This is a genomic window from Nostoc flagelliforme FACHB-838 (genome assembly GCF_014698065.1).
In the GTDB taxonomy this organism is placed as follows: domain Bacteria; phylum Cyanobacteriota; class Cyanobacteriia; order Cyanobacteriales; family Nostocaceae; genus Nostoc; species Nostoc flagelliforme_B.
Genome location: NZ_JACJSI010000105.1, coordinates 1 through 21,798, shown reverse-complemented (window position 1 = coordinate 21,798; position 21,798 = coordinate 1). Strand labels below are relative to the sequence as shown.

30 protein-coding genes are annotated in these 21,798 nt (G+C 44.1%); 21 read left to right on the top strand and 9 right to left on the bottom strand.

Features of this window, described 5'->3' with window-relative positions:
* Window positions 1–665: 665 nt before the first annotated feature.
* Window positions 666–848 (bottom strand): hypothetical protein, encoded by a 183-nt coding sequence (locus H6G97_RS30090; RefSeq protein ID WP_242055418.1) that lies wholly within the window; start codon window positions 846–848, stop codon window positions 666–668.
* 66 nt (window positions 849–914) lie between these two features.
* On the opposite strand from H6G97_RS30090, the gene H6G97_RS30085 reads away from it, so the two are divergent.
* A complete protein-coding gene (locus H6G97_RS30085; RefSeq protein WP_242055416.1) occupies window positions 915–1,469 on the top strand; it encodes an alcohol dehydrogenase catalytic domain-containing protein in 555 nt (184 codons plus the stop codon).
* 227 nt (window positions 1,470–1,696) lie between these two features.
* Here H6G97_RS30085 and H6G97_RS30080 read toward each other — a convergent pair whose 3' ends face one another.
* Window positions 1,697–1,978: a hypothetical protein gene (locus H6G97_RS30080; protein WP_190944183.1), complete on the bottom strand. Its 282-nt coding sequence runs from the start codon at window positions 1,976–1,978 to the stop codon at window positions 1,697–1,699.
* A gap of 92 nt (window positions 1,979–2,070) precedes the next feature.
* On the opposite strand from H6G97_RS30080, the gene H6G97_RS30075 reads away from it, so the two are divergent.
* The 3 genes from H6G97_RS30075 (at window position 2,071) to H6G97_RS30065 (ending at window position 3,955) form a co-directional block, all read left to right on the top strand.
* Window positions 2,071–2,469, top strand: coding sequence for a RidA family protein (locus H6G97_RS30075; protein ID WP_190944182.1), 399 nt, complete (start codon window positions 2,071–2,073; stop codon window positions 2,467–2,469).
* Window positions 2,470–2,655: 186 nt separating this feature from the next.
* Window positions 2,656–3,549: an AraC family transcriptional regulator gene (locus H6G97_RS30070; protein WP_190944181.1), complete on the top strand. Its 894-nt coding sequence runs from the start codon at window positions 2,656–2,658 to the stop codon at window positions 3,547–3,549.
* A gap of 139 nt (window positions 3,550–3,688) precedes the next feature.
* Window positions 3,689–3,955, top strand: a complete 267-nt coding sequence (locus H6G97_RS30065) for a hypothetical protein (protein ID WP_190944180.1) — start codon at window positions 3,689–3,691, stop codon at window positions 3,953–3,955.
* Between the two features lie 45 nt (window positions 3,956–4,000).
* On the opposite strand, the gene H6G97_RS30060 is transcribed toward H6G97_RS30065, so the two are convergent.
* Window positions 4,001–7,660, bottom strand: coding sequence for a WD40 domain-containing protein (locus tag H6G97_RS30060; protein WP_190944179.1), 3,660 nt, complete (start codon window positions 7,658–7,660; stop codon window positions 4,001–4,003).
* Window positions 7,661–8,286: 626 nt separating this feature from the next.
* Entirely contained in the window at window positions 8,287–8,442 is a 156-nt protein-coding gene (locus tag H6G97_RS53035; RefSeq protein WP_242055415.1) for a hypothetical protein, read from the bottom strand.
* 558 nt (window positions 8,443–9,000) lie between these two features.
* Here H6G97_RS53035 and H6G97_RS30050 point away from each other — a divergent pair.
* Window positions 9,001–9,708 (top strand): class I SAM-dependent methyltransferase, encoded by a 708-nt coding sequence (locus tag H6G97_RS30050; protein ID WP_190944178.1) that lies wholly within the window; start codon window positions 9,001–9,003, stop codon window positions 9,706–9,708.
* Between the two features lie 84 nt (window positions 9,709–9,792).
* Here H6G97_RS30050 and H6G97_RS30045 read toward each other — a convergent pair whose 3' ends face one another.
* The 3 genes from H6G97_RS30045 to H6G97_RS30035 all read right to left on the bottom strand — a co-directional run bounded on the left by H6G97_RS30045 (window position 9,793) and on the right by H6G97_RS30035 (window position 13,439).
* Window positions 9,793–11,025, bottom strand: coding sequence for a hypothetical protein (locus H6G97_RS30045; protein WP_190944177.1), 1,233 nt, complete (start codon window positions 11,023–11,025; stop codon window positions 9,793–9,795).
* A 105-nt stretch (window positions 11,026–11,130) separates the two neighbouring features.
* Entirely contained in the window at window positions 11,131–12,699 is a 1,569-nt protein-coding gene (locus H6G97_RS30040) for a coiled-coil domain-containing protein (RefSeq protein ID WP_190944176.1), read from the bottom strand.
* 491 nt (window positions 12,700–13,190) lie between these two features.
* A complete protein-coding gene (locus H6G97_RS30035) occupies window positions 13,191–13,439 on the bottom strand; it encodes a hypothetical protein (RefSeq protein WP_185582802.1) in 249 nt (82 codons plus the stop codon).
* Between the two features lie 195 nt (window positions 13,440–13,634).
* Between H6G97_RS30035 and H6G97_RS30030 the strand changes: the two genes are divergently transcribed.
* From H6G97_RS30030 to H6G97_RS29990, 10 genes are all read left to right on the top strand, one after another.
* A complete protein-coding gene (locus H6G97_RS30030) occupies window positions 13,635–14,099 on the top strand; it encodes a hypothetical protein (protein ID WP_242055413.1) in 465 nt (154 codons plus the stop codon).
* Window positions 14,100–14,166: 67 nt separating this feature from the next.
* A complete protein-coding gene (locus tag H6G97_RS30025; protein ID WP_190944175.1) occupies window positions 14,167–14,382 on the top strand; it encodes a hypothetical protein in 216 nt (71 codons plus the stop codon).
* Window positions 14,379–14,606, top strand: a complete 228-nt coding sequence (locus tag H6G97_RS30020; protein ID WP_190944174.1) for a hypothetical protein — start codon at window positions 14,379–14,381, stop codon at window positions 14,604–14,606. Before H6G97_RS30025 ends, H6G97_RS30020 begins: the two co-directional genes overlap by 4 nt.
* A gap of 112 nt (window positions 14,607–14,718) precedes the next feature.
* On the top strand, window positions 14,719–14,886 hold the full coding sequence (locus tag H6G97_RS30015; RefSeq protein ID WP_338421865.1) for a hypothetical protein: 168 nt from the start codon (window positions 14,719–14,721) through the stop codon (window positions 14,884–14,886).
* A gap of 17 nt (window positions 14,887–14,903) precedes the next feature.
* Window positions 14,904–15,677 (top strand): ERF family protein, encoded by a 774-nt coding sequence (locus H6G97_RS30010; protein ID WP_190944173.1) that lies wholly within the window; start codon window positions 14,904–14,906, stop codon window positions 15,675–15,677.
* A gap of 23 nt (window positions 15,678–15,700) precedes the next feature.
* Window positions 15,701–15,901: a hypothetical protein gene (locus tag H6G97_RS30005; protein ID WP_190944172.1), complete on the top strand. Its 201-nt coding sequence runs from the start codon at window positions 15,701–15,703 to the stop codon at window positions 15,899–15,901.
* Entirely contained in the window at window positions 15,898–16,062 is a 165-nt protein-coding gene (locus tag H6G97_RS53030) for a hypothetical protein (RefSeq protein WP_242055412.1), read from the top strand. Before H6G97_RS30005 ends, H6G97_RS53030 begins: the two co-directional genes overlap by 4 nt.
* 192 nt (window positions 16,063–16,254) lie before the next feature.
* Complete coding sequence (locus H6G97_RS30000) at window positions 16,255–16,467, top strand: hypothetical protein (RefSeq protein WP_190944171.1); 213 nt, start codon at window positions 16,255–16,257, stop codon at window positions 16,465–16,467.
* A gap of 10 nt (window positions 16,468–16,477) precedes the next feature.
* Window positions 16,478–16,633: a hypothetical protein gene (locus tag H6G97_RS29995; RefSeq protein WP_190944170.1), complete on the top strand. Its 156-nt coding sequence runs from the start codon at window positions 16,478–16,480 to the stop codon at window positions 16,631–16,633.
* 41 nt (window positions 16,634–16,674) lie between these two features.
* Window positions 16,675–16,941, top strand: a complete 267-nt coding sequence (locus H6G97_RS29990) for a hypothetical protein (RefSeq protein ID WP_190944169.1) — start codon at window positions 16,675–16,677, stop codon at window positions 16,939–16,941.
* A gap of 69 nt (window positions 16,942–17,010) precedes the next feature.
* Here the strand turns inward: H6G97_RS29990 and H6G97_RS29985 are convergent, their stop codons facing one another.
* The gene (locus H6G97_RS29985) at window positions 17,011–17,226 is read right to left on the bottom strand and encodes a hypothetical protein (RefSeq protein ID WP_190944168.1); all 216 of its coding nucleotides are present in this window, start codon (window positions 17,224–17,226) and stop codon (window positions 17,011–17,013) included.
* Between the two features lie 151 nt (window positions 17,227–17,377).
* On the opposite strand from H6G97_RS29985, the gene H6G97_RS29980 reads away from it, so the two are divergent.
* The 6 genes from H6G97_RS29980 to H6G97_RS29955 all read left to right on the top strand — a co-directional run bounded on the left by H6G97_RS29980 (window position 17,378) and on the right by H6G97_RS29955 (window position 21,444).
* Entirely contained in the window at window positions 17,378–17,605 is a 228-nt protein-coding gene (locus H6G97_RS29980; RefSeq protein WP_190944167.1) for a hypothetical protein, read from the top strand.
* A 647-nt stretch (window positions 17,606–18,252) separates the two neighbouring features.
* Window positions 18,253–18,693 carry a hypothetical protein gene (locus tag H6G97_RS29975; RefSeq protein WP_190944166.1) on the top strand — a complete coding sequence of 147 codons (441 nt, stop codon included), beginning with the start codon at window positions 18,253–18,255 and terminating at the stop codon, window positions 18,691–18,693.
* The gene (locus H6G97_RS29970) at window positions 18,693–19,334 is read left to right on the top strand and encodes a hypothetical protein (protein WP_190944165.1); all 642 of its coding nucleotides are present in this window, start codon (window positions 18,693–18,695) and stop codon (window positions 19,332–19,334) included. The genes H6G97_RS29975 and H6G97_RS29970 overlap by 1 nt, the downstream gene beginning before the upstream one ends.
* On the top strand, window positions 19,331–19,822 hold the full coding sequence (locus H6G97_RS29965) for a hypothetical protein (protein ID WP_190944164.1): 492 nt from the start codon (window positions 19,331–19,333) through the stop codon (window positions 19,820–19,822). Before H6G97_RS29970 ends, H6G97_RS29965 begins: the two co-directional genes overlap by 4 nt.
* Window positions 19,819–20,490, top strand: coding sequence for a hypothetical protein (locus H6G97_RS29960; protein WP_190944163.1), 672 nt, complete (start codon window positions 19,819–19,821; stop codon window positions 20,488–20,490). Before H6G97_RS29965 ends, H6G97_RS29960 begins: the two co-directional genes overlap by 4 nt.
* Window positions 20,491–20,577: 87 nt before the next feature.
* Entirely contained in the window at window positions 20,578–21,444 is an 867-nt protein-coding gene (locus tag H6G97_RS29955; RefSeq protein ID WP_190944162.1) for a hypothetical protein, read from the top strand.
* Between the two features lie 3 nt (window positions 21,445–21,447).
* Here the strand turns inward: H6G97_RS29955 and H6G97_RS29950 are convergent.
* Window positions 21,448–21,798, bottom strand: a 351-nt coding sequence (locus tag H6G97_RS29950) for a transposase (RefSeq protein WP_190944161.1), incomplete at its 5' end; no start/stop codon positions are given.

Sequence of the window (21,798 nt, the reverse complement as noted above, 5' to 3'; positions counted from 1 at the left end):
TGGTCTTGCAGAACTTCTCCAGCCAGATGCAGGTATTTCTCATCTTCCTCTGTAAACAGCACCGTCTGCTTGAGTAAGCTCAGATGTTCCATTGACAGCGGTGACTTGGCAACTTCCTCAGTGCCGTAAGTATAACCAGTAATCGTGGTATACATATCATCATCTCCTTCGAAACTAAACCCAGTATCTCGGTTTAACTCGGTTGAGAACAGGTATGATCGGACAGTAAACCCGCAACTTAACTGCAAAAAGTGAGGTAGAATACCTTTGTACTTAGGGGCTTTATTCCATAAACTATCCTTTAAAGGATCAGTAGTAGAATCGAATTCGGCTCACCCCCTTTGCCCGAATGGTACTAAGAAAAGATGAAACCTAGTCAGGGCAGGGTGTAGAGGGTAGGGTGTAGGCTAAGTGTGTTAAGAAAATTGAATTTTAGTGCATCAAATAGAACAACATCTTCTTCCAACCCTTAACCCTACACCCTATACGCAAAAGCCAGTAATATCAGGGGTTTACGCTTATCAAGCGTGCCATTCGTTATAGCCCACAAGGTTGTTCCCTCGCGTCCAGGTAGAAGTGAACCACGAGTCTGTTTTCCGCCGCCCAAAAATTTACCCCTTGATGACCAAATCCCGGCATAAATTACAAAAGCAATTAAAAACTGCTTAACCCAAGTGTTTCAGCTTTTCAAGCGTGCCATCCGCTCCTGGACGCTTAATGCCTGCGCGAATTAAGCGTAAAACTTCCAACATCCATTTACACCCAAGCGTATGCTCCACAATATAGGCAACGCCTGGCTGGGAGCGAGGAAACTTTTTTGGTGTGCTACGAGGCTGTGATATCTGCATTTGCTACTAAACGGTAACTACCTTACCAAATCGTGCTGACTTGCTCCCGTTACGGAGAACTTACTTATGCTGAATGGTATTGAAATCCCATCACTGTTTATCCTACATCAAGGAGATTTGGCACAGATGGAATCTATGAAAGCAACCGTATTAACTGCGTTTGGTAATGCTGAGAAGTTTGAGATTCAAACTGTTCCTATACCAACACTGAAGGCGAATCAGGTGTTAGTTAGAGTTTGTGCAACCTCGATTAACCCGATCGACTACCAAACTCGTCGTGGTGATTACAAGGAACTGGTTCGATTGCCCGCCATTCTTGGAGTCGATGTTTCAGGGATGATTGAGGCAATTGGCGAAGCCGTGACTGATTTCAAGGTGGGAGACAACGTGTATTACTCGCCGCAAGTCTTTGGAGAATTCGGTAGCTATGCTCAGTATCATGTGGCTGATGCAGCGATTGTTGCATTGAAGCCTGCAAATCTATCGCATATTGAAGCAGCTTCTTTTCCGCTTGCAGGCGGAACTGCTTGGGATTGTCTAGTGACTAGGGGCAATCTACAAGTTGGTGAAACAGTTCTCATCCATGCGGGTGCGGGTGGAGTGGGTTCGATCGCAGTTTAACTCGCCAAAGCGTTTTGTTTTGTCACCCCAGTACCGAGCAAAATTAGAGGCTTCAACAAAACTCATCGAGAGTCATCAGCTTCGCCCAGTGATTGATTCAGTATTGTCTTGGGATTAGGTCGTTCTGGCACATCAGCGTCTAGAGCAGGGAGGAACACGGGGCAAAATTGTGCTGAAGTTTACAGAAAATTAGACTAGCTTTACGGCGTTGGTAATTCCTAAACGGATCAGAGTTTGATTGTGTGCTGAAGGACAACATTGATTGGAACAGGAGAAACAGGATGATATTGCAAGACAAAGTGGCTAGTTGCTAGAGGAACATCAGGAACTGGTAGAGCAACCGCCACCCTTGCGGTATCTGCAAAGCAGCGCGCTTTTGGTGCTGCGGGCGCAAAATGGTCTTCTGCGACAAACCCGATGTAGAAGGGGAAGAAACTGCTGCTCTTATTTGCGAGACGGAGCGGAGTGCTTGTTTTCAATCGCACAGTAACACCATAAGAATTTGACAAACGACCCTAAGAATCTGAAAGAAATTAAGCTTGGGAACTGGCTACACTCCAGATATTCCAGATATATATATGTAGAAAAGGACTTAGACACCATGAGAAAGCAACTTGTGAATCCGCCACAACGGTATGATGGCAAACCACACGGATTGTCCCACGCTGTTATCGATACCGCGACAGGCACCGTCTACATCTCGGGTCAAGTTGACTGGGACATGAACCACCAAGTTTCATCCCACACCGTCGAGGGGCAACTCAAGAACGCGCTAAATAACCTAACGATCGTCCTAGATGCATCGGGAAGCTCCGTAGAGAATTTGCTGAACCTTCGCATCTACATTCGCGGTGAATTTGGAGAATTCCTTGAGGATATTGCACCCATTCTCGCAGAATTTCTGGCAGACTCGCGCCCCGCGCTTACTGGCATCGGTGTTGCCTCACTCGCCTCCCCAGAAACATTAGTTGAGATTGAGGCAACAGCAGCCCTTAAGTAATTATCTACTTACTGGGTTGGCGAAATCCCTCCAATGGGAGAAGCATCAATCGTGGAATCAAAATTACTATGTATTCTCAGTGTTATATGTTTGGCTGGTGAATATCTTTGCTGCGCCAAAATCAGCCTGAGAAAAGCCAGGACGTGTTTATTCTGCAACTGCAAGCAATCGGTAAGAGCAAGCTCTATGACCAGCAACCTGCTCAACTCGCTCGAACTCAGCCAACAGTGGAATAAAACGCTGATGTTCTCCAGTCGGCAAATGAGCTGGAATGGTGTTTTGGTTGAGCAGTGTCAAAGTCCTGCTTCAGCTTTTGAAATGGAACTCCCTGCTCTCTCCGATCACTGGCTCTACTTTCATACAGGAGATCCCACCCCTTTAGTTCAGAAACGGGGCGATCGCTTGCATGAATCTATCCTGCACAAAGGGGACAGCTTATTGGTTCCGGCGGGACAACCGAGCTATTGGTGTCAAGCTCCAGATATGAGTGATGTCATTTGCGCTCCGCTGCACATCTGCTTAAAATCGGAATTCATTAAACAAGTTGCTGAAGCCTCTGACATTGATTCAAAAAGGTTCGACCTTGTGCATTGTTTCGGTCAGCAAGATTTGCAACTTCATCAGATTGGAATGCTGATGTTCGCTGAATTGCGATCGGGTGGGATGATGGGGCAATTATATGTCGAATCACTCACTCAAATTCTGGTGATTCATTTACTACGACACTATTCGACCTTGGCGCAACCGATTGCATTACAAAACAGCAGCTTAACTCGTACTCAGTTGCAGCAAGCGATCGATTACATCCACGCTCATCTGAATCAAGATTTATCCTTGGCTGAACTGGCAAGTGTTGTTAACATCAGCCCGACTTACTTTGCGAGTTTGTTTAAGCAAGTAATGGGGATTTCGCCCCATCAGTACGTGATTCAACAGCGCGTGCAACAGGCGAAATTGATGCTATCGAAAACGGATTTAGCGATCGCACAAATCGCTCTACAGGTTGGCTTCTCTAGTCAAAGCCATCTGACGCAACAGTTCAAGCGCATTACTGGAATGACACCAAAGCAGGTTCGCTAACTCCATAAGAATCTGGAAGAAGTCAAGCATTGGAGCTGAATGGCACTAAGAAAAACTGAAATAATTGCCTAGTAAGGGGTTTAGGAAACTAATAGTTTTAAGGTCGGGAATCAGAATAATCTGCAACTCTCAGTTTGCGATGCCGTTCGCGAAGCGTCTCGTAGAGAAGGCGGGCGCTTGCGCCATCGCTGCTTTATTAGCCTACTTTTTCCAAAGTGATGAAACCCTTGTAGATAATACATTTGCGCTTTTCTTAGTGCCATTCCCCTTTGCCCCAATGAACCAAAATTACAGACATTTTGCGGGTTTGTCTATGCCTTCACATCCCCTCTCCATATCTAGACGTGACCGAGGGGATCATCCTGACTCCCGAAGGATGGCGCAAGCTGCAACAAGCCAGCCATGAAGCAGAGGCGAAATTATTTTCCCTGTAATACAAGTTACGCGCAGGTTACGTCAATGCTCCTAATGCCTTTAGGGTCGCTTTCTGTGCAAAGGTTAACCCTATTGCTCCTTTAATATTCATGCCCTCATAAAGGCGATCGCTTCTCAACGTTTGAATACACTCACCCGTCCTGAGATCCCAAAGCTTAATCGTCTCATCCTGGCTACCACTCCAAAGCGTAAGACCATCCGCATTGAAGTGCAATGAGTAAACCCCTCTGGTATGCCCCTCCAATATTCTTATGCAAGTACCCGTTTGAGCATCCCATAGCCGAATTGTTTGGTCGTTACTGCCACTGGCTATCTTCTGTCCATCAGGACTAAAGACAACCGACCAGACCCAACTTGTATGTCCCTGGAACGTGTTGAGGCACTCGCCCCTCTCCACATCCCACAAGCGAATGGTTTGATCATCACTACCACTTGCTAGAGTTTGGCCATCTGAGCTAAAGCCAAGGCAGAGAACGCCATTGAAGTGCCCTCGCAACGTTTTGAGTTGTTCACCCGTGGAGAAATCCCACAACAGCACAAGAGAGTCAAAACCTCCACTGGCAAGAATTTGACCATTGGGACTGAGGCTCACTGCGTAAACCCAACTGGTGTGTCCCTGCAAAATATTGAAACATTGTCCCTCCTGCACATTCCATAGGCGAATCGTTTGGTCGTTGCTGCTACTGGCTAAAACTTGACCATCAGAGCTGAAAACTAGCGATCGCACCTCTCCTGTGTGACCTCGTAAGATTTTTAAGCACTCCCCACTACAAACATCCCACAGGCGAATGGTTTGGTCGTTACTACCGCTGGCTAACAGTTGACTGTTGGGGCTAAAGCTGACAGACCAGACCGCCTGAGTATGTCCAGATAAGACTTGGAAACACTGACCCTCTTGCACGTTCCACAACCTTACTAGCGCATCTAAACTGCCGCTGGCAAGGATTGGGAAGGGGAAACGGTTGGCGATCTCGTTGCCAGTCCATTTATTCCTCTTGGAAGTGTAACTCAGCGAACACACTGCTTGCGTATGACCGCGCAAAACTCTCACACAGTTACCACTCTCCACATCCCAAAATCGTACAGTCTGGTCATGGCTACCGCTGACTAGCATTTGACCATGCATATAGAAAAGGACAACCCATACCCAATTAGCATGTCCCTGTAACACTTTAAAACATTGACCATCCTCTACCGTCCACAAGCGAATGGTTTGGTCATCGCTGCTACTGACTAAGATTTGACCATTGGGACTGAAGCAGACCGACAATACCCAACCTGTATGACCCTGAAACACATTAAGGCATTGACCATCTTTCACATTCCACAGGCGGATGGTTTTGTCATAACTGCCACTGGCTAATCTTTGACCATCTGGGCTAAAGCGAACCGACCAGACTCCACCCGCATGACCCTCTAGGGTTCGCAGACAACGTCCTGTCTCTACATCCCATAGCCGAACTGAGCCGTCTAAACTGCCACTCGCCAGAACTTGCCCATCTGGGCTGAAGCGGACAGAGCGAACCCAACCCTGATGCCCCTGCAACACTTTCAGACACTGACCATTTTTCACATTCCAAAGTCGAACTGAGGAATTTTGATCGCCGCTGGCGAGGAGCTGTCCAATGCCTAGCGGCAGGCTAGCGTCAAAGGAGCTAAAACTCACTGACCAAACTGCACTGGCATGACCATGCAGCGTTTTCAGGCAACGACCCGTCTGCACATCCCATAGCCGAATGGATTGGTCGTCGCTACCGCTGGCTAAGGTCTGTCCATCCTGACTGAAGCTGATCCCCCAAACCCAGCCGCTATGTCCCTGAATAGTTAATTGTTGCTGTCCATCTGCCACCAGCCAGACACGAATCGTCCCATCCGTATCCCCTGTTGCCAGTAGGCGTCCATCCTGACTGAGAGCGATCGCTACCACCCCACTCAAAGTTTCAGAGAACACAAACTTTGCCATATCTGCATTTTGAAAATTAGCCTGAGCTAAATTGACCTGTCGCAAGTCAGCCTGCCATACAGCTAACTTAGAGAAGTCAATGCACCGTAAATCGGTTTTCAGATGTACCAGCAAATTGAAAACATTTCCACCCACGTATCCAGGCTGCAATGGTACTCTCCTCTGTAGCTCCAGCAGTTTCATTAACCGCTGCTCTATCTCTCGTGGGCTGCCAAAGATAGTCAGCAGATGCTCGAGCGTTGGCTGCACAATCAGTCGCCTTTGAATTTCTCCAATGTAGTTCTTGGCTTGGGCTTTAATTAGGGCGTGCGTCCTCAACCACTTCATATCTTGGTTCTCAACCTCGGCACAGACTTGCTGAACCAGTTGTCCCGTGGCGTATTCCATGACGATGGGCTGAAGGCTGAACCGGGCGGCAGCCTGCTCAACTAAAGAACGTCTCAACAGAGAGCTTAGTACCGTGGGCAGATCTCGTTTTGAGCCAGCACTGACCACATCTTCACTCAACTCCTCGATGGACATGGGTTCTCGATTTATTGCTAGCCAGACCATCACCTCCCGTTCGACTTCGGATAGGCGATCAAACTGTCGCGTGAGTAGATCGCGGATATCGTCAAAAACCAGCACGCCTTGAGCAATGTATTTCACCACCTCTACAATCCTGTCGTTGAAGAGTTCCTGGGTCGCGGCTGCTACCAGTTTTAGGGCCAATGGGTTACCCGCATAGTGCCGAATCAGGATGTTCCACTCTGCTTCTGTAGCCGTGAATTGTCCTTTGTCCCGAAACAGGGCTCGACCTTCTTCTAGCTTCAGTCCTGTAAGCTGCAATGAGGCACAGACGCGACAACCAGTCGTTGGCACTATCGACCCGTTGCCTTCGAGCAGTGTCACTTCTTTGGGCTTTTCCCGACTGGTTAAGATCAGACAACTTTGATGCAGTGACTCTCCTATATACCGCAGCAGTTGCCCATAGCCTTCGTAGCCTGCCAGATAATGCCCTGCCTGTTCACGACTGCTTAAAATCGTTTCAGCATTGTCCAAGATCAGCAGACACCGCTTCTGTCGAAGGCATTCCATTAACTTAGATAATCTTTGATCTAGACCAGTGGGTACCAGTGGGTCTTCTCCCTGCACTCGCATCAAAAATTGCAGCACACTCTCCAGTAATTCCTCCAATGGTGGTGCATTCTGGAGGGAGCGCCACACGACCACCTCAAACTCGGCTTGAATTTGCAGCCCTAGCTTCACTGCTAGCGTGCTTTTACCAATACCGCCAATTCCCAAAATCGCCACTAAACGGCAATGTTCTTCCACGATCCACTGCTGCATCTGTGCCAGTTGCTCCTCTCGACCGTAGAACACGGACACATCTACCGCCTCTCCCCAGTTCTGCTGCTGGTTTTTCTGTCGGGCTGCCAGGTGTTCAAAAGGGAAGACGGGTGGGGCACAGTCTCCCTGAGATAGCTTTAAGCCAAGATTGCTCAGGAAGGACTCCAGGGATTGCCTGTCTACGCCTACCTCGCGCTTGAGAATACGAGAGATGGTACGTAGGGATAAACCCGTACGCTCACTAAGTTGCTCGTGGGTAAGGCGTTGCCCCCAGTTCTGTTCAGCCTCTGCTTCCTGCCTGGCTTGTTGCAGCTTGTGCCATCCCTGAGGAGTCAGGATGACCCCTCGGTCACGTCTATATTTGGAGAGGGGATATGAGGGCATAGACAAACCTACAAAATGACTGTAATTTGGGTCAGTTGAGGCAAAGGGGGTGAGCCGAATTCGATTTTACTACCGATCCTTTAAAGGATGGTTATGGAAAAGTCCTTAATTCAATACCTTTGCCAAAATAAGAGCCTACAAAAATTTTGGCAAAAACGGCAAAATGACTCATAAACAAGCGTTTAGCTTCCAAGTTACCTTGTAAGCTCAAACCCTTGATACTGCGGGCAATACATTAAAAAATGCTTGCGGGAAACCTTGAAGGAGTTTTTAGAACTTATTGTTTTTGCCAAACCTTTGAGAACAGGATGTTAATAAATCAACCCGATCTCGTAAATTGGCGAAGGTATTGTAACTACAGAGGTATTCTACCTCAGTTTTTGCAGTTAAGTTGCGGGTTTACTGTCCGATCATACCTGTTCTCAACCGAGTTAAAGCGAGATACTGGGTTTAGTTTCACTTGAATACCAGTCATTTCATCAATTGATATGGTGCGCTCTCCGTTTTGATAACGTGCCATCGCACTAATATATAAACCTGTAATGTCTTCAACTTTTGCGTCAAATTCTTCGTCTTTCGAGGGGGGAACCAGTAACGACTTTGGTGTGGTTTAAGTTCTGCCTCCTCTAATAATCTTCCAACATGACGGAAGATATCCGTTCAATGATCTCTTTTTTGGTAATTTCGTCTGCTAGTTCTCTTGCTGTCCAATGACTAATTGGTTGTCCATAGTCTTCAGGTGCCGAATATGCAAGGGTGAATAGTTCGATTACTTGCTCCATACTAAATTTTACAGGTGCGCCAATGAATGGCACTAAGAAAAGCTGAAAGCTCGTCTGGGCTGGGTGTTGAGGGTAGGGTTGCAGGTTCGGAAAAAATCAAGAAAAGTAAATATGAGTGGGGGTACAAATAAATTTCTGACTCACTACACCTACTCAGTCACACCCCACACCCAAAAGCCCTATATATAATGGGTTTGCCGTTATCTTAGTGCCATTCTACACAGAGAGTTTCAGCAATCTCCAAGGGGTTTGTATAGTCATTTTGCAGCCACGCTTCGTCGATTTATTAAAGTCACCCCGAAAGCCTATCAAAATGTAAGGGCAAATTTTTGACAAGCTGGGCAAGAAATTTGTAGCTTACTTTGAGGTGTAAAGTCTAGATTAAAGCAAAACTACAATTAGAATAAGCATTCATGCTCAATTTCTTGCCGATTGGTTTCATGCAAGACGGAGGCCCAGCAGGTTTATACGCCGCCTTTGTCTTGGGACGATCTTTGTAGACGTGCCTTAATTATTGACTCTGGCAAACTCCGCTTACTTTCTTATTGACTTCCCCACATGAAAAATCAAAAACCAGCTTTTGTTTTCGATCAAAAAGCCGCTTCTGACTATGATAAAAGGTGGGCTAAGTTGGCTCCAATTCGCGACTCTCTTGATTTGTTCATCCGAGCCATACTATCAGAACTTCCTGCTGATGCCCGGATACTCTGCGTTGGTGTAGGAACTGGCTTAGAATTGATTGCTCTTGCCCAAGCATTTCCACAATGGCGATTCACTGCGGTAGAGCCTGCGATTCCTATGCTTAATGTTTGTCGCCAGAAGGTTGAAGAAAGTGGCATCACGGCACGCTGCACTTTCCACGAAGGTTATCTCGATTCGCTGCCTGCATCAGACTTATTTGATGCGGCGACTTGCCTTGTCGTTTCTCACTTCCTTATGCAGAAAGAGGAGAGGCGCAACTTTTTTAATCAGATTGCTTTACGGCTTCGCCCCCAAGGATATTTGATTAGTTCCGATATAGCTTATGATATGTCTACTTCAGCCTATCAAAGCCTTCTTAATGTTTGGTTGCGAATGATGAAGTCTGCCGAACTGCCGGAGGAAGATATTGAAAAGATGTGCGCGTCTTATGGTCGCGATGTTGCTGTGCTGCCACCCCAAGAAGTTGCATCACTCATTGCATCGGGCGGCTTTGATGCACCTGTGCTATTTTTTCAGAATCTACTTATTCATGCTTGGTATTCAAGGCGAACATCACCCAATTAAAAAGGTTGTGTTGCAGCAGATGGTAATGCAGGGTCAGACTCTGCTATCTATTGCATAACAACAATGCAATTGGTATAGGCTGATTTATAAACCTACCTCCTCACCTATCCAATTAGCCAACGCCCCAGCCACAATCGCAATCCCCCACTGCGGAAACTTCGCCAGCAACCTCTTGATCACTATCACCAGTGCCGGATCATCATTCCAACACTCCTGCAAGAAGTCAAACCCCGGGTTCTGCCCCGAATTCGCCGCTCGATTCAGTTTTTCTCTTCTTACAGGTCGCATATTTGACCTCGCTACAATCGCCTCATGCGACCACTTTTCAGCGTTGGTGACAGACGCGGCGGAACCTTCGCCTTCATGATCCGCTTTCACTTCAACACCAGAGACTTGGTTTTCTCCCGATAAGGAAGCAGAATAACCCTGTTCTATCTGCTCCTGAGTTTGATTAGTGATCGCTAAAGTTGAAGAAAATTCATTTTGAGCGACGGGCGCGGCGGAATCAGTGCCTTCATGACAGTTCCTCGGCTCAACACCACAGTCCTGGTTTTCAGCGAACAACGTTCGCGCAGCGTCTCGTAGAGAAGCAGATTGACTCGGTGCAGCTTCCACAAGCGCCAGCGTCGTACACTCCGTTACCGCAGGTAACTCTTCCTCCTTCTCTGACACGCCTTGAACAGACTGAGGCGACGCGCCCCCCAAGGGCGCATGAGCCGTCTCCTCAACTTGCAAAATCTCATTTAGCGTGTCAGAGACACTCCTCACAATCTCTTTTGAAGAGTTTGTGAGAAGTTCCTGAGCAGTTCGTGAGGTTTCCTGGAACCCCTGCTCTGACTGACTTTGACCTAAAATAGATGCTTTATACAAAGCACCCATTTCTTCACAGCCAGCATTCATCTCTGTATTTTCAGCATTTGATTCTCGTTTTTTAGCATCTGGTTGCTGATTTTCAGCATTGGCTTTCTCCCAGAACTCCTTCATCCGACTGCCATGTAAATTCTTCACCATCCAGCTAGCCGTTTCCCGGCCATCCTGAATCGATTTGTCGGGTTTGAAAATGAATAGCCCACTGTCGGAGAGAATTTTCTTTGCACAGATAAAAGTACTGTACCCCAAAGCAGAACTCAAGGGTATCCACTGGGAGCCATAAGGATCAGCCGTCCAACACTCCTGCCACAATTGCGTAACTGAAGGCTTTTGCTGGGAAGCCCATAACATATCTTCTATGGGAATAATCACATGAAGCCGCTTATACAGTGATTGTGCTTTAGCAGCAGCCTTTTTGAGCTTGGGTTTTGTGATAGTTGCGGTCATTTTACAATCTCCTGTTTATGTTGACGCATGGAAATTTCCCCCACTGTGATGCGGGGCAAGGTACTTGTATTTGGTTGTCTAAAAAGTCATCAGTACACTGAAAGCCTATTGAGGTTGCCAAAACCGCAACTCGTCTCGGAAATACCTGTCAGTCTTCTTGGACTCATTTCGCCAATGATCCCAAGCCACCACCAACTCTTCGCCCAAGTCCTCTACAACTTCACCCCTCTCCACATACAAAGTGCGATATGGATCGGCGTGGGCAACGATAGAACCAACGCCAATAGTGCGCGGTTGAAGGGATGCGTTCTGGAGAGCAGTAATTAATTCTGTTTCTTGGGTAGTCAATTCCGCCCAGTAGTCCTGTTTGATTACCTCATACTCTTGCGCTACTGCCCAATAGTCCTGCCACGTACACCCAGGTTTTGACAGTACCTGTCTAATATCACTAATCGCTTGGGGTAGCATTTCCAGTTGTTCGGCTCGATATGCGATCGCAGATGGTGTAGGTTCACTTCCCAGAATTATGGCCGCAGCTTCCAGGGCTTGAGTGTTGTTCATGGCACTAGCGAGATTCTTCAACGCTATACCCATGAGTCGTAAGCATTCTTGGGCATTCTCTTTTGGGGGTTCCTGAGCTAGCGATCGCAGATCAATAGTTTTTTCTAACGCCTGTTTCACCTGCTTGTTCAACGCTTTGGTCGCTTGCTGGGTCATGGTATTCCCCCATTCTTGAGAAGGGCGCTGTTGAACTGCGTTTTCTAATTCCTGAATGCGAGAAAGGAGTTGTTGGTTTTCAATTTCCAGTTTCCGTAACCCCTCCATCTCATCCAATCGCTGCTGCAACTGAATATTTTGCTCTTTCTGCTGCTTGTATAGGTTTTGGAGGGATTGGATTTGTTCTTGCACTTGGGCTTCGGCTGTAGTAGCTGCTTGTAGCCCAATCCTCAATTCCTGCTCTAGACACTCTAGCTCTTGCTGGTGTTGTTCCTTGAGTGCTGCTATCGCTTCGGTATATTCTGCGGGGTAAATGCGCTCTCTGGGAAATTGGACACTAGCGGCATCTAAATCAGCATTGTTGATCAATAACCTCTCACCATCAGCAAAGGTAACAATCTGTTGCCAGCGATTTGGTGCGTCTGCCTCAATCACTCCCGACTCCCCATAACGGGGATGTTCTGGTGATGAAACAGTCACAGAATTACACAATTGCGTTTTGGGGTTTTCGCTTTTTGTGGTGCGTTTAACTGTTGGTGCAACCTGTTGTACTGCTTTGGCGAAGTCTGCGGCGGTAGGGAAGGGTTTTTCCTGAGCAGCGATCGCAACAGCTTGTTCTAACTTATCGGGAGTTTTGACCAGCTTGAACAAGGGTCGTGTTTGGGACAGTTTGGTAATCTTGTCTTTGAGTGACTCTGGTAGGGTATCTCTTACCTCTGAGGCAGAGAGCAAATCTTTTACCCGACGATACCCACCGTATTTGATTAGCTCCTTTTCACAATAATCTTCAAAGCTTTTGTAGCCAGCATCGAGGTAATAGCAGTTTTCCCGCATCACTCGCAACTCTTCTATTGCTTGCCATTCAAAACGGTTAATGGCGGTGAAAGTGTCTTGAATGCTGGTGTTGAGAACACTGTAATCGAGTGCTGATGTGGTTTCGGGTTCTAGTGTCAGCATGATTGTTACCCACATTTGGTAAGTGCTTGTCCTGTATCAACCAGGGAGTGCAATTAGCAGCAAAGTAAGCAGTTGGCTGATTTTGGATCAGACCAAAAATATGTCAACATCGTAATTAGCTCACTTTGTAGTTCACGACTTGAGCAAGCGATCGCAGTGCTTTGCCGGCGGCGATCGCTTTTAGTATGCGGCAGTGTAATAGTTAATCAAACTGCTCGTTTTCTACTCCATTGCCGAATTGCCTGACAAGGCAATCTAACACTGCTCGGTCTAATGTCACTTCTATTCGCTCTAGCCGTCTATCTTGATCCATTCTCTTTCTCCATGCTAGGGGAATCGCCTCTCTTTGTATCGATTCTACAATACAAGTATTGTAAAAGCTATATATCCCCTAAAAAAGACTTAACCCGCCTGATCATTGGCGGGTTTGTCTTTGTTGAGTAGTTCTAATAGTTGAGCGTGAGTTTGCCTAAGAGATTCGTTCTCCTCTCTCAGGCGGCTGATTCCCCCACTAGTCGATTGTTCTCAATGCCAACTTTTCTCTCAACTTCTTCCAATCGCTTGATTACCTCTGTTAAGTCTTGCGGTTTTTCAGTGGACTTCAAGTAATCCTCAATAAACTGTTTAAGAACAGCTGACACTGTTCTACCTTCAGATTTCAGTTGTTGACTGAACGCTTCCCTAATCTCAGGGTCTATTTCAAACGAGATAAAAGTTCTTTGTTTTTTTAAATTAGCCATACACTTCTTCAGTCCTTACACCCTAAATTTACTCTTGCTCAAACTTGTATTGCAAGGTATTGAATAATATGTATCGTAATGTATTGACAAGTATTGTTTTAAGGGTTAAAGTAAATACAGAATAACAAAAAGCGATCGCCCCAAGCCTGGTAAGCAGTGCGATCGCCTTTGTTCCTAAAAAAGGAGATTATTATTATGAACTACTTTGCTTATTCACAGCAAGCACCAAGAAGCTTTCACTGCAACACAATAGACGAACAAGCCGCAGCCCAATTGGACGAGCCAACAGAGAAAATTCTCTTGCCTCCAACCGACCCCAATGCAGAGGTCACGGAAATCCCTGGATACAAACTCGTGTATGTCAATGGAGCTTGCCCCAGAAATTATCGAGTGTACAAAGCTGATTCCATGATTGGGGTAATATTTCAACACATCACCCACTGGTCTAACGGAGTTGATTTTCTTCGAGACGCCGAGCCGATTGATGCAGCCGTTGGGTTGGATGAATTTTTGAACGTGGCAAGGGTATCAGCAACGGCTACAGAACGACCACCCACAGAAGAAGAGTTGCTCGATAAAGAATTTGACGCGCTAACGAGTGACGAATGGGAACGGTTAAAGAAATACGTTCCACAAGCAAAACATTTAGTTGCAGCGTAAGGAAAGGGGTGGGCGTTACTGCCCACTTCCTTAAGAAGAGTGTTTTACTGACTTCACAAATATAACAATGTTACCCATAGAAATACTACAAGAATTCAACTCGTGCTACCTGAAGATGCAGACAATCGCTCAAGATGAAAACTGGCTCTTGTTGATTGCTGATAAAAAGATTGACCCAGAAGCAGCAACTCATTTGGGCGATGTTCTGAACTGCTTGGGCGAGGCAATGGGTTGTGTCGAAGAAATCGTTGAGGTCAAGTTTAATCAGGAAGCAGAAGTATGAAACTCTATGCAATCAGTATTCCTCAAACTTTGCCAAGTTGGGCAACTGTTGTATCGAATAATGCAGGTTTGATTGAGGTTGAAATCAATGATGAAGACCCTAGCTTTCATTCAATCATCGAAGAATTATCTACTGAAATTGAGCCAGGGGTTGTTGGTGTAAAAGCTGGTGATTTATGCCAAATACTCAGCATTGAGATGGTTGATACTAGTGAACAAAATTGACAACCAATATTTAGCAAACCCGACATCTTATGAAATTTACCACTGTTTCTGTTAGCTACTCTAGAAAATTTAATCTAGGCAATTTTGAGTCACTCGATTTAGGTTGTTCTCTATGGGCGCAAGTAGAAGATGGGGAAGACGCGGATGGAACCTCTATCAACAAGCCAAAGCTTCAGTAAAACAAGCGGCAATGCCTGTCTTGAAAGCTTCAGAGTTCCAAATGTCTAAAGCTAAATCTAGCAAAAAAGTGTCTGGTGATGTCAATGAAAGCGATTGGTAAGAATTTGGAGCCGGACAATGCAAGAACTAATCAAAGCTTTAATCAAAGCAAAGTCAGAGTTTAACCCCATTCAAAAAGACGGTACTAATCCTCACTACAAGCGTAAATATGCAACTTTAGATGCTGTATTGGATGCTGTCACTCCTGCGCTTGGTAAACATGGGTTAGTAATAATTCAAACCACCGAAAGACTTGAAGGTAAAACCGTACTGCGGACTCATATTTTTCATGAATCTGGCGAGAGTATCGCTAGTACTTATCCTTTACCTGAGATTGCTGACTCTCAAAAGTTTGGTGCAGCATTAACTTATGCACGTCGATATGCGGTTTGTGCAATTTTATCAGTGACTGCTGATGGAGATAATGATGCTGAAGGCGCAACTACTTCTCAAAAGACAGAACAAGCACAAAATAATATTAGACCTCGCAAAGAGAATCAACATCTCTTAGTTCAGCCAACCAAACAAGCTATAACTCCGCCATCAATTAACCCAAAAGATTTGCGAGTCAAAGAAGTTCGCACACTTTTAAATTATCCACTCGATTTAGTCAAAGAGTGGCTGCATTCTCGAAATGTTACGAGTCCGAGTGAGCTTGATTCTTTCCAAATTGACGAATTAGTAAAGACTATGTGTTTGGCTTGGGCTGGGAATAAGTTTGGACATCTGAATCATGCTGCTAACTCTTATCAGAAACACGTAATTGATGCTGTATTACGAGGTATTTCTGAGATGGAAGCAATTCAAGCATGGATGGAAGGAGCGCTTGCACAATTACCAGAACTCAATTGAATAACACCAATAGGAAAAATATCATGCCGAGAAAATCCACTCATCCCACTTCTACTGACCACTCCTCACTCTGCCTACAGTATCTCCGTCGTTGCGGAGGTAGCGCTCGATTATGTACTATCAAATTTAGTCTGGAAGTGATTCAAAGCTTGGTCAATCAAAGAAAAGTAAAAATTACCAATACAGGTGCAGGTTTCTACGTCCAGTTGGAGGATGTAAAGTGAAAACCCATAAAGTAACCCATCAATCATCTTTGCCTTCAAACACTCGTAATAAATTAGTTCTTCGTCGGACTCGAAAAAGATTTAACCCCAAAGTATTCATTGATCGCACCATAGAAACAACTGCAATTGTCTCTCTACTCTTGACTGGCTTTCAGGAGTAGGGGCAATGGGGTGCTGGGGGCTGGAGATTCTTGAGACTAATACTAATTTCAACATAATCATCTCTGGTTGGGAGTACCAGAAAAACAGAAGTCTTGGGGCTATGTTGGTCTGTTTTTCCGCCTTCTTAGGAAGTTCTCTAGTCGGAGCAAGCCTCAGTATTCAACGAGATAAATTTTAAGGAGATAAACAATATGGAAATCAAGTTAACCAGATCAGAGATTCGGACTATTTTGCAGGGTTGTCAATATACGTTACGGCTTGTGGGGAGTAGCCAAGATTATCGTAAAATTCAGTCTTCACAGTATTTCTCTACTACCAATGATGTTGTGTTAAACGATGCTGTCAACGTTTTGTTTGAGTTAGTTGAAGCAATTGATGGTGTGGAGCAGATGTCCCACAAATGAGAATGATGACATGGAGCAAGAAATTAAAAATGCAGTTGGTTTAGGCATTCCTGAACTCGTCATAGAGTTGGAACCAAAACCTGAACCAGAACCAAAACCAACAGTAACGATTTACGACTTCGGGGCTTTGTTATCCAAATACGAACCGCCGAAAAAACAACGGTAAAAGCTGTTTATCAACTATCTAAATTTAGAGGAGCAAAAAAAATGACATTCACTCTAGATAATCGCACCCAAAACAAAGAATCGTCCTTAACCAAAGCATTGCGCCAAATACAGGAGTTAAATTCCAAGATTCAGGATTTAGAACAGCAGCATCAAGATTACATGCAGAAGCAACAGAATTTGATTGCTGCGATTGCCGAAATCTGTGTTTCTCCAATGCAGGAAATACAGGCGCTGCGGATTCTGATTTATCGGGGAGAAGCAGCTTGTCGGCATTCGGTGCTAGTCAAACAAAAGAAGGGTTCTTGAAGAGGCAAGGGAGAAGAAGAATTACTCGAACATAATTTTCTTTTCTCCCTAACCTGTGTTGCTCCTTCATCACTCGGCTAAACTCTCTTCAGAAGGAATCAAACCCAATTGATGACGGGCAAGAGTTCCTTGAAGGTGAAGCGCAAATCCTTTTTCCCAAAACAGTCGATGCATTTCTGACTCGTTCCAGCCCTCCATTGCTTGAATCTGTTTTGCTGCTTCATACAACGGCTCTGGAATAGAAACTGCGATTTGAATCATTTTTGGTGTAGTTTTCTTAGGCATTTTCTGCTCGTCCGGAGATTTACATATAACTATACCCCTATAGTTTGGTATTTTTATCAAAAAATCTTACTGGAGGAATACCTTATCTAAAGGGGTATAGATAGTATATTTGTGCTACTCTAGAATCGCTTTGACGTTAAAGGTCGTCTATATGGTAGAAATCGAATCACTTCATGACTTTCTAGGGAAACATCCCATGTACCATCGGCAATTAGCTGAGTTAATGGGAGTGAAAACCTGCACAGTAGATAGATGGAGTAATCAAACTAGACGAGTAACTGAACGCACTTTAAAAGAACTCAATCGTTTACACCATTTGCTTAGTCAAAACCCACAACTTAGAGAGCAATACGTTAAACCTTTGTCTAAAGTATCTTAACTAAAAGTTCGCTGATAGAAAGGAGAACTGGACAAAGTACAGTTTTTTTTAAATATCGCATCAAAGAACTGGACAAAGTACAGTTTTTTTAAATATCACATCAAAGAACTGGACAAAGTACAGTTCAAGCTATTGCCCGCCAGAGTATTGCTTTAGTATTATTTAGATATCAAATGCATCGATGATGTATTTGAAAAACAGCTTAATTCTCCAAATAAATAAGTCGCAAACCACATAAGAATCCAAATATTATGAAAGACTTGTTTGTAGTATGTTTTCCGAAAATCAGCATTAATTGACGAGTTGAATCTAAGAGAATTAGTTAATTATCCTAATATAGCTAGACCTAAGATTGAAACTGTAAAATTACTATTACTCTGAGTTTTATTAAAGCAAATTAAATCAATATCTAATGATTATGAAACTATGTTTATTAAAATAGTGCTTAATTCTAAGAATGTTATCCATGTTTTTTTAGGATAAATGGCTTTTTCTACTAATATTAAATATTTGGATAAATGCCACATAACAACAATGTTGCAGTTGTGTGCATTTCCCAAAAGTACCCTTCAAATGCAACAAAAGCGCCTTGAAATGCAACACCAAATCTATTTCGGCTTACAAATTCCAAAAAAACATACCCAAAAATGGCGTTTGACAGATATTTTCATGAATACAGTAATTACCCACCCAGAGCGACTGAAACAATGATGCACACCGATTTACCCGCAGTTTTGGAGAAATTAAGGCAATCCCCAAAAATGAAGGATGCATTTTTAGATAATTTACTAACAAGAGAAGAATGGGTTTCTATCCTTGGTTTTCATCGGACTACATTGTGGAGATGGGAGGAGGACATTATTAATAAGATTCCTCCTTTAAAAACAAGTTATTACGAATCCGAGCGAGGACTCCGAAGTAATTATCTAGATCCTTATCAACGATTTCTTTCTGCTGTGATTTTTTTGTTAAAGGATGAATCCATTAAAAAGGGGGTGAAAAACAACAGTCAAGTCATACAGTTTTTGAAATTTAATTTCATGCACCTACGTCGGAAAAACTTTGAACAATGGCAGGAGAATCAATAATGTTTACCAAAGCACAGCTAATTGAATGGTTTAGCGATCGCTACACCGATGTGCAAGTAATAGAAGCGCTCCGAATCATGCGTGATCACGGGGCAGAGGTTGACCCCGAAGGCGATGAGTTTAGTCCAGACATCACAGAAGAGTTGGAAAAAGTATTTGAACTTGCTGGTGCAGCAATTAATGACCAAAAGCATCTGCCAGCATCAGAACAAGAAGCATCAGCGATTCAACAAGCAACCGAGATGGCATCTAGTATTATCCCGAACGTCAATCATCAGATGATGGCGGGAATGATTCGGGTAGTGATGAGTGGTGCGGTGGCCCAAGCCAATGCCATAGCAACACTAGAAGCAAAAGTTTTTCAAAGGGCGTTAGACCATAGCAGAGGTATGATTGCTAATTCTTTCCTTGAGCAAACAGAATATAGTACTCAATACTTGCGTTCGCTTTCAGACAACAATGGACAAATCAATAAACTGCTTGCTGGCTACGGTGTAGAAACAGTAGACGTTGATGCGTTTTTAAGTGAGGTTAAAGCTTTAACCCCTCAAGTCAAATCTGATGTACGCAATTTCAAATCGGGAGCAAGTGCTGATAGCAGTTTCAGTATTGATGCTTTTTTAGAGGAGATGGGGAAATGAATAGCACCAGACTTTGGAGAAAACATAAAACATCAATTGTATTTGGCACGTTAATTGGGGCATCTTTGGTTTATTCCTCTGGTGATATTCAAAGGAATATGGGAGCAATCACTGATATTAAGCAATCCATTGCTCAAAACTCCAAGCAACAAACAATTCTGGAGCAACAACTTGAGTTTGAGAAAGAACAAGCGACTATTGCTGATTCCAGGTATGAATCTGGATGTCTGCCAATTGTCGCCACGGTCTATCCCCATAAATACGTGACGATTGTTCAGGGAAAAGTGATCCAAGACCGGATCACACTAAACCCATTGCCCAAAGGAACTGTAGTCTGTGATGCCAATGGTAATACTGGTGTGATTGCTGATGGAGGAGAAGTGGAGGCGATCGCTTTTACCGGAAACAGAGATTTAGTTGCCACTCGGCTTAAACGCTTTCGTGGTGGTACATACAGCCAACCAATTGATTCAGGAGCAAAGCAGTGAATTTTACCTGGCCTAAGAAAGAGAATGGACAAAAAACTAACCCGTGGCTAAGGCTTTTGTATTGGGGATTAGTGATAGCTGGTATCTGGTTTGCCTACCTAAATATTCAACCTTATGAAAGAGCCGTATCATTTTTGGGAGGAAAAGCTACCAGTAGCGCATTTACTTCTCTGGTAGCTGCAATCTCAATCATCAATGGTATTGCAGCAATATTTTCTAAAAGTCTTTCTTGGATATTGGGAGCAATACTTTGGGGTGTGATTCAGATTATCGAAGTTTTACCGTTAATTCTCTATAACAATGAGAAATTTATAGAAAAGATTGTTACTGAGGCTGATGGGCGTTCCCGCTATCAAGAGAAAGATACTGATGATCCCACTCTCAGGATGCTCAAACGCACATACAATCATCTTCCAATCTCTGTTGTCAGCAACTTGGAGGTGTTGAAAATCTTTACTTACACCGTTGACTTCCTGATTTGCCTTACTGTTTATTCACCTGTGGCTAGTGGTAGAATCTCAGACTTAATATTTATTTTGGCGACAGGGCAGTGGGGGAAATTGGACTACGGTAATTTGGCACTGGCGCTGATTACGTTATTTGCAATTGAAGTGATAGTTTCTTTGATCATTTGGGTTGGGAAATTGTCTTACGCGATTAAACCCTAACAAGCAATAAGGTAAGTCTGGGAGCGTAGTCTTCAATATGGCTATCTCCCTTTCTGCCTCAAACGCTGAACTTTTATGAAAAAAAATATGGATATGACACGTTTTGATATTAATAAGATCCAGAGAACCCCGGAACAATGGAGTGCGATTGCTTTTAAGTCCACTACCGAAAACAACAATCAATGGAATATTGCTTTTGGGTTAGTTGTAGCAGCAGTTGCAGCTTCGGCTACCTCTGGTATCACTGGAGCGCTAATTGCTGGATGGACATTATATAGTAGCTTTAAAAAAGCCAAACAAATTCAACGCAATCAAGCAGCTATTAGAGAATATGGCTGTATTGCTCATATTCTCGATGGTGATGATTTTAGAGGTTATGTTCAACAGGTTGGTCAAGATTCTGTGAACAAAGAGTTACAGTTTGCTAGTAGTCAAGAGTATGAGTTTTCTAATGCTGCAATCGATTATATTGAAGACACAGCACAGCTCAATGAATCGCCCCAAACGTTGACTTCTTATGTCTCCCCAATGCTCGTTCCATCGGATTTAGTACCTACAAATATAAATACATCATCTTCAATTCACAATCCCACACACGTTATAGATATAGTTAGAGAAATTGCTTCACCTATTCGGAACTGCATTATTTTTGGGATTGGTGGAAGCGGTAAGGGAATGCTGGTTGCTAATGCCTTGCGTCGAATCAAAGCCGAAAACCCAAACCGCAAAATCTTTTATATTGACCCTAAAAATGAAGCATCTGAGTATGGTTACACGGAAGGAGTTGTTGATGTTGTTCGGCGTAAAAAATGCAAAAATGAATCCCCAGAAAACATTTGTAAATGGATGGATGAAGTTCTTGATGGAACCGATGAAGAAATAGGCTACATCGAATGGGCTAATAACCAATCAGAATCTTTATTAGAGGATGTTTTAAAAGTCGAAGCGAGTTAAAAATTATGCCAGTCGCCTGACCATAATCCGGATCATCGCAATGTAAATAAAAGTCTCAGAGGTTTCTGGTAGTCGTTCATAATCTTTACTTAAACGTCGACACCTGTTAAGCCAACCAAAAGTTCGCTCAACAACCCAGCGCTTTGGTAAATGGACAAAACCTTTCTTTTCCAATGGTCGAAGCACAATTTCCACAATCCAGCGAAACATATCCATCACCCAACGTATAAATTCTTCACCACGGTATCCGCCGTCCATCCAAATAAGATTTAAACGTTTTACCTGACTGCCTGTATTGTGAACTCGGTTGAGAACTTTTTTCGCTCCTTCTCGTTCTGGAAGACTGGCTGAGGT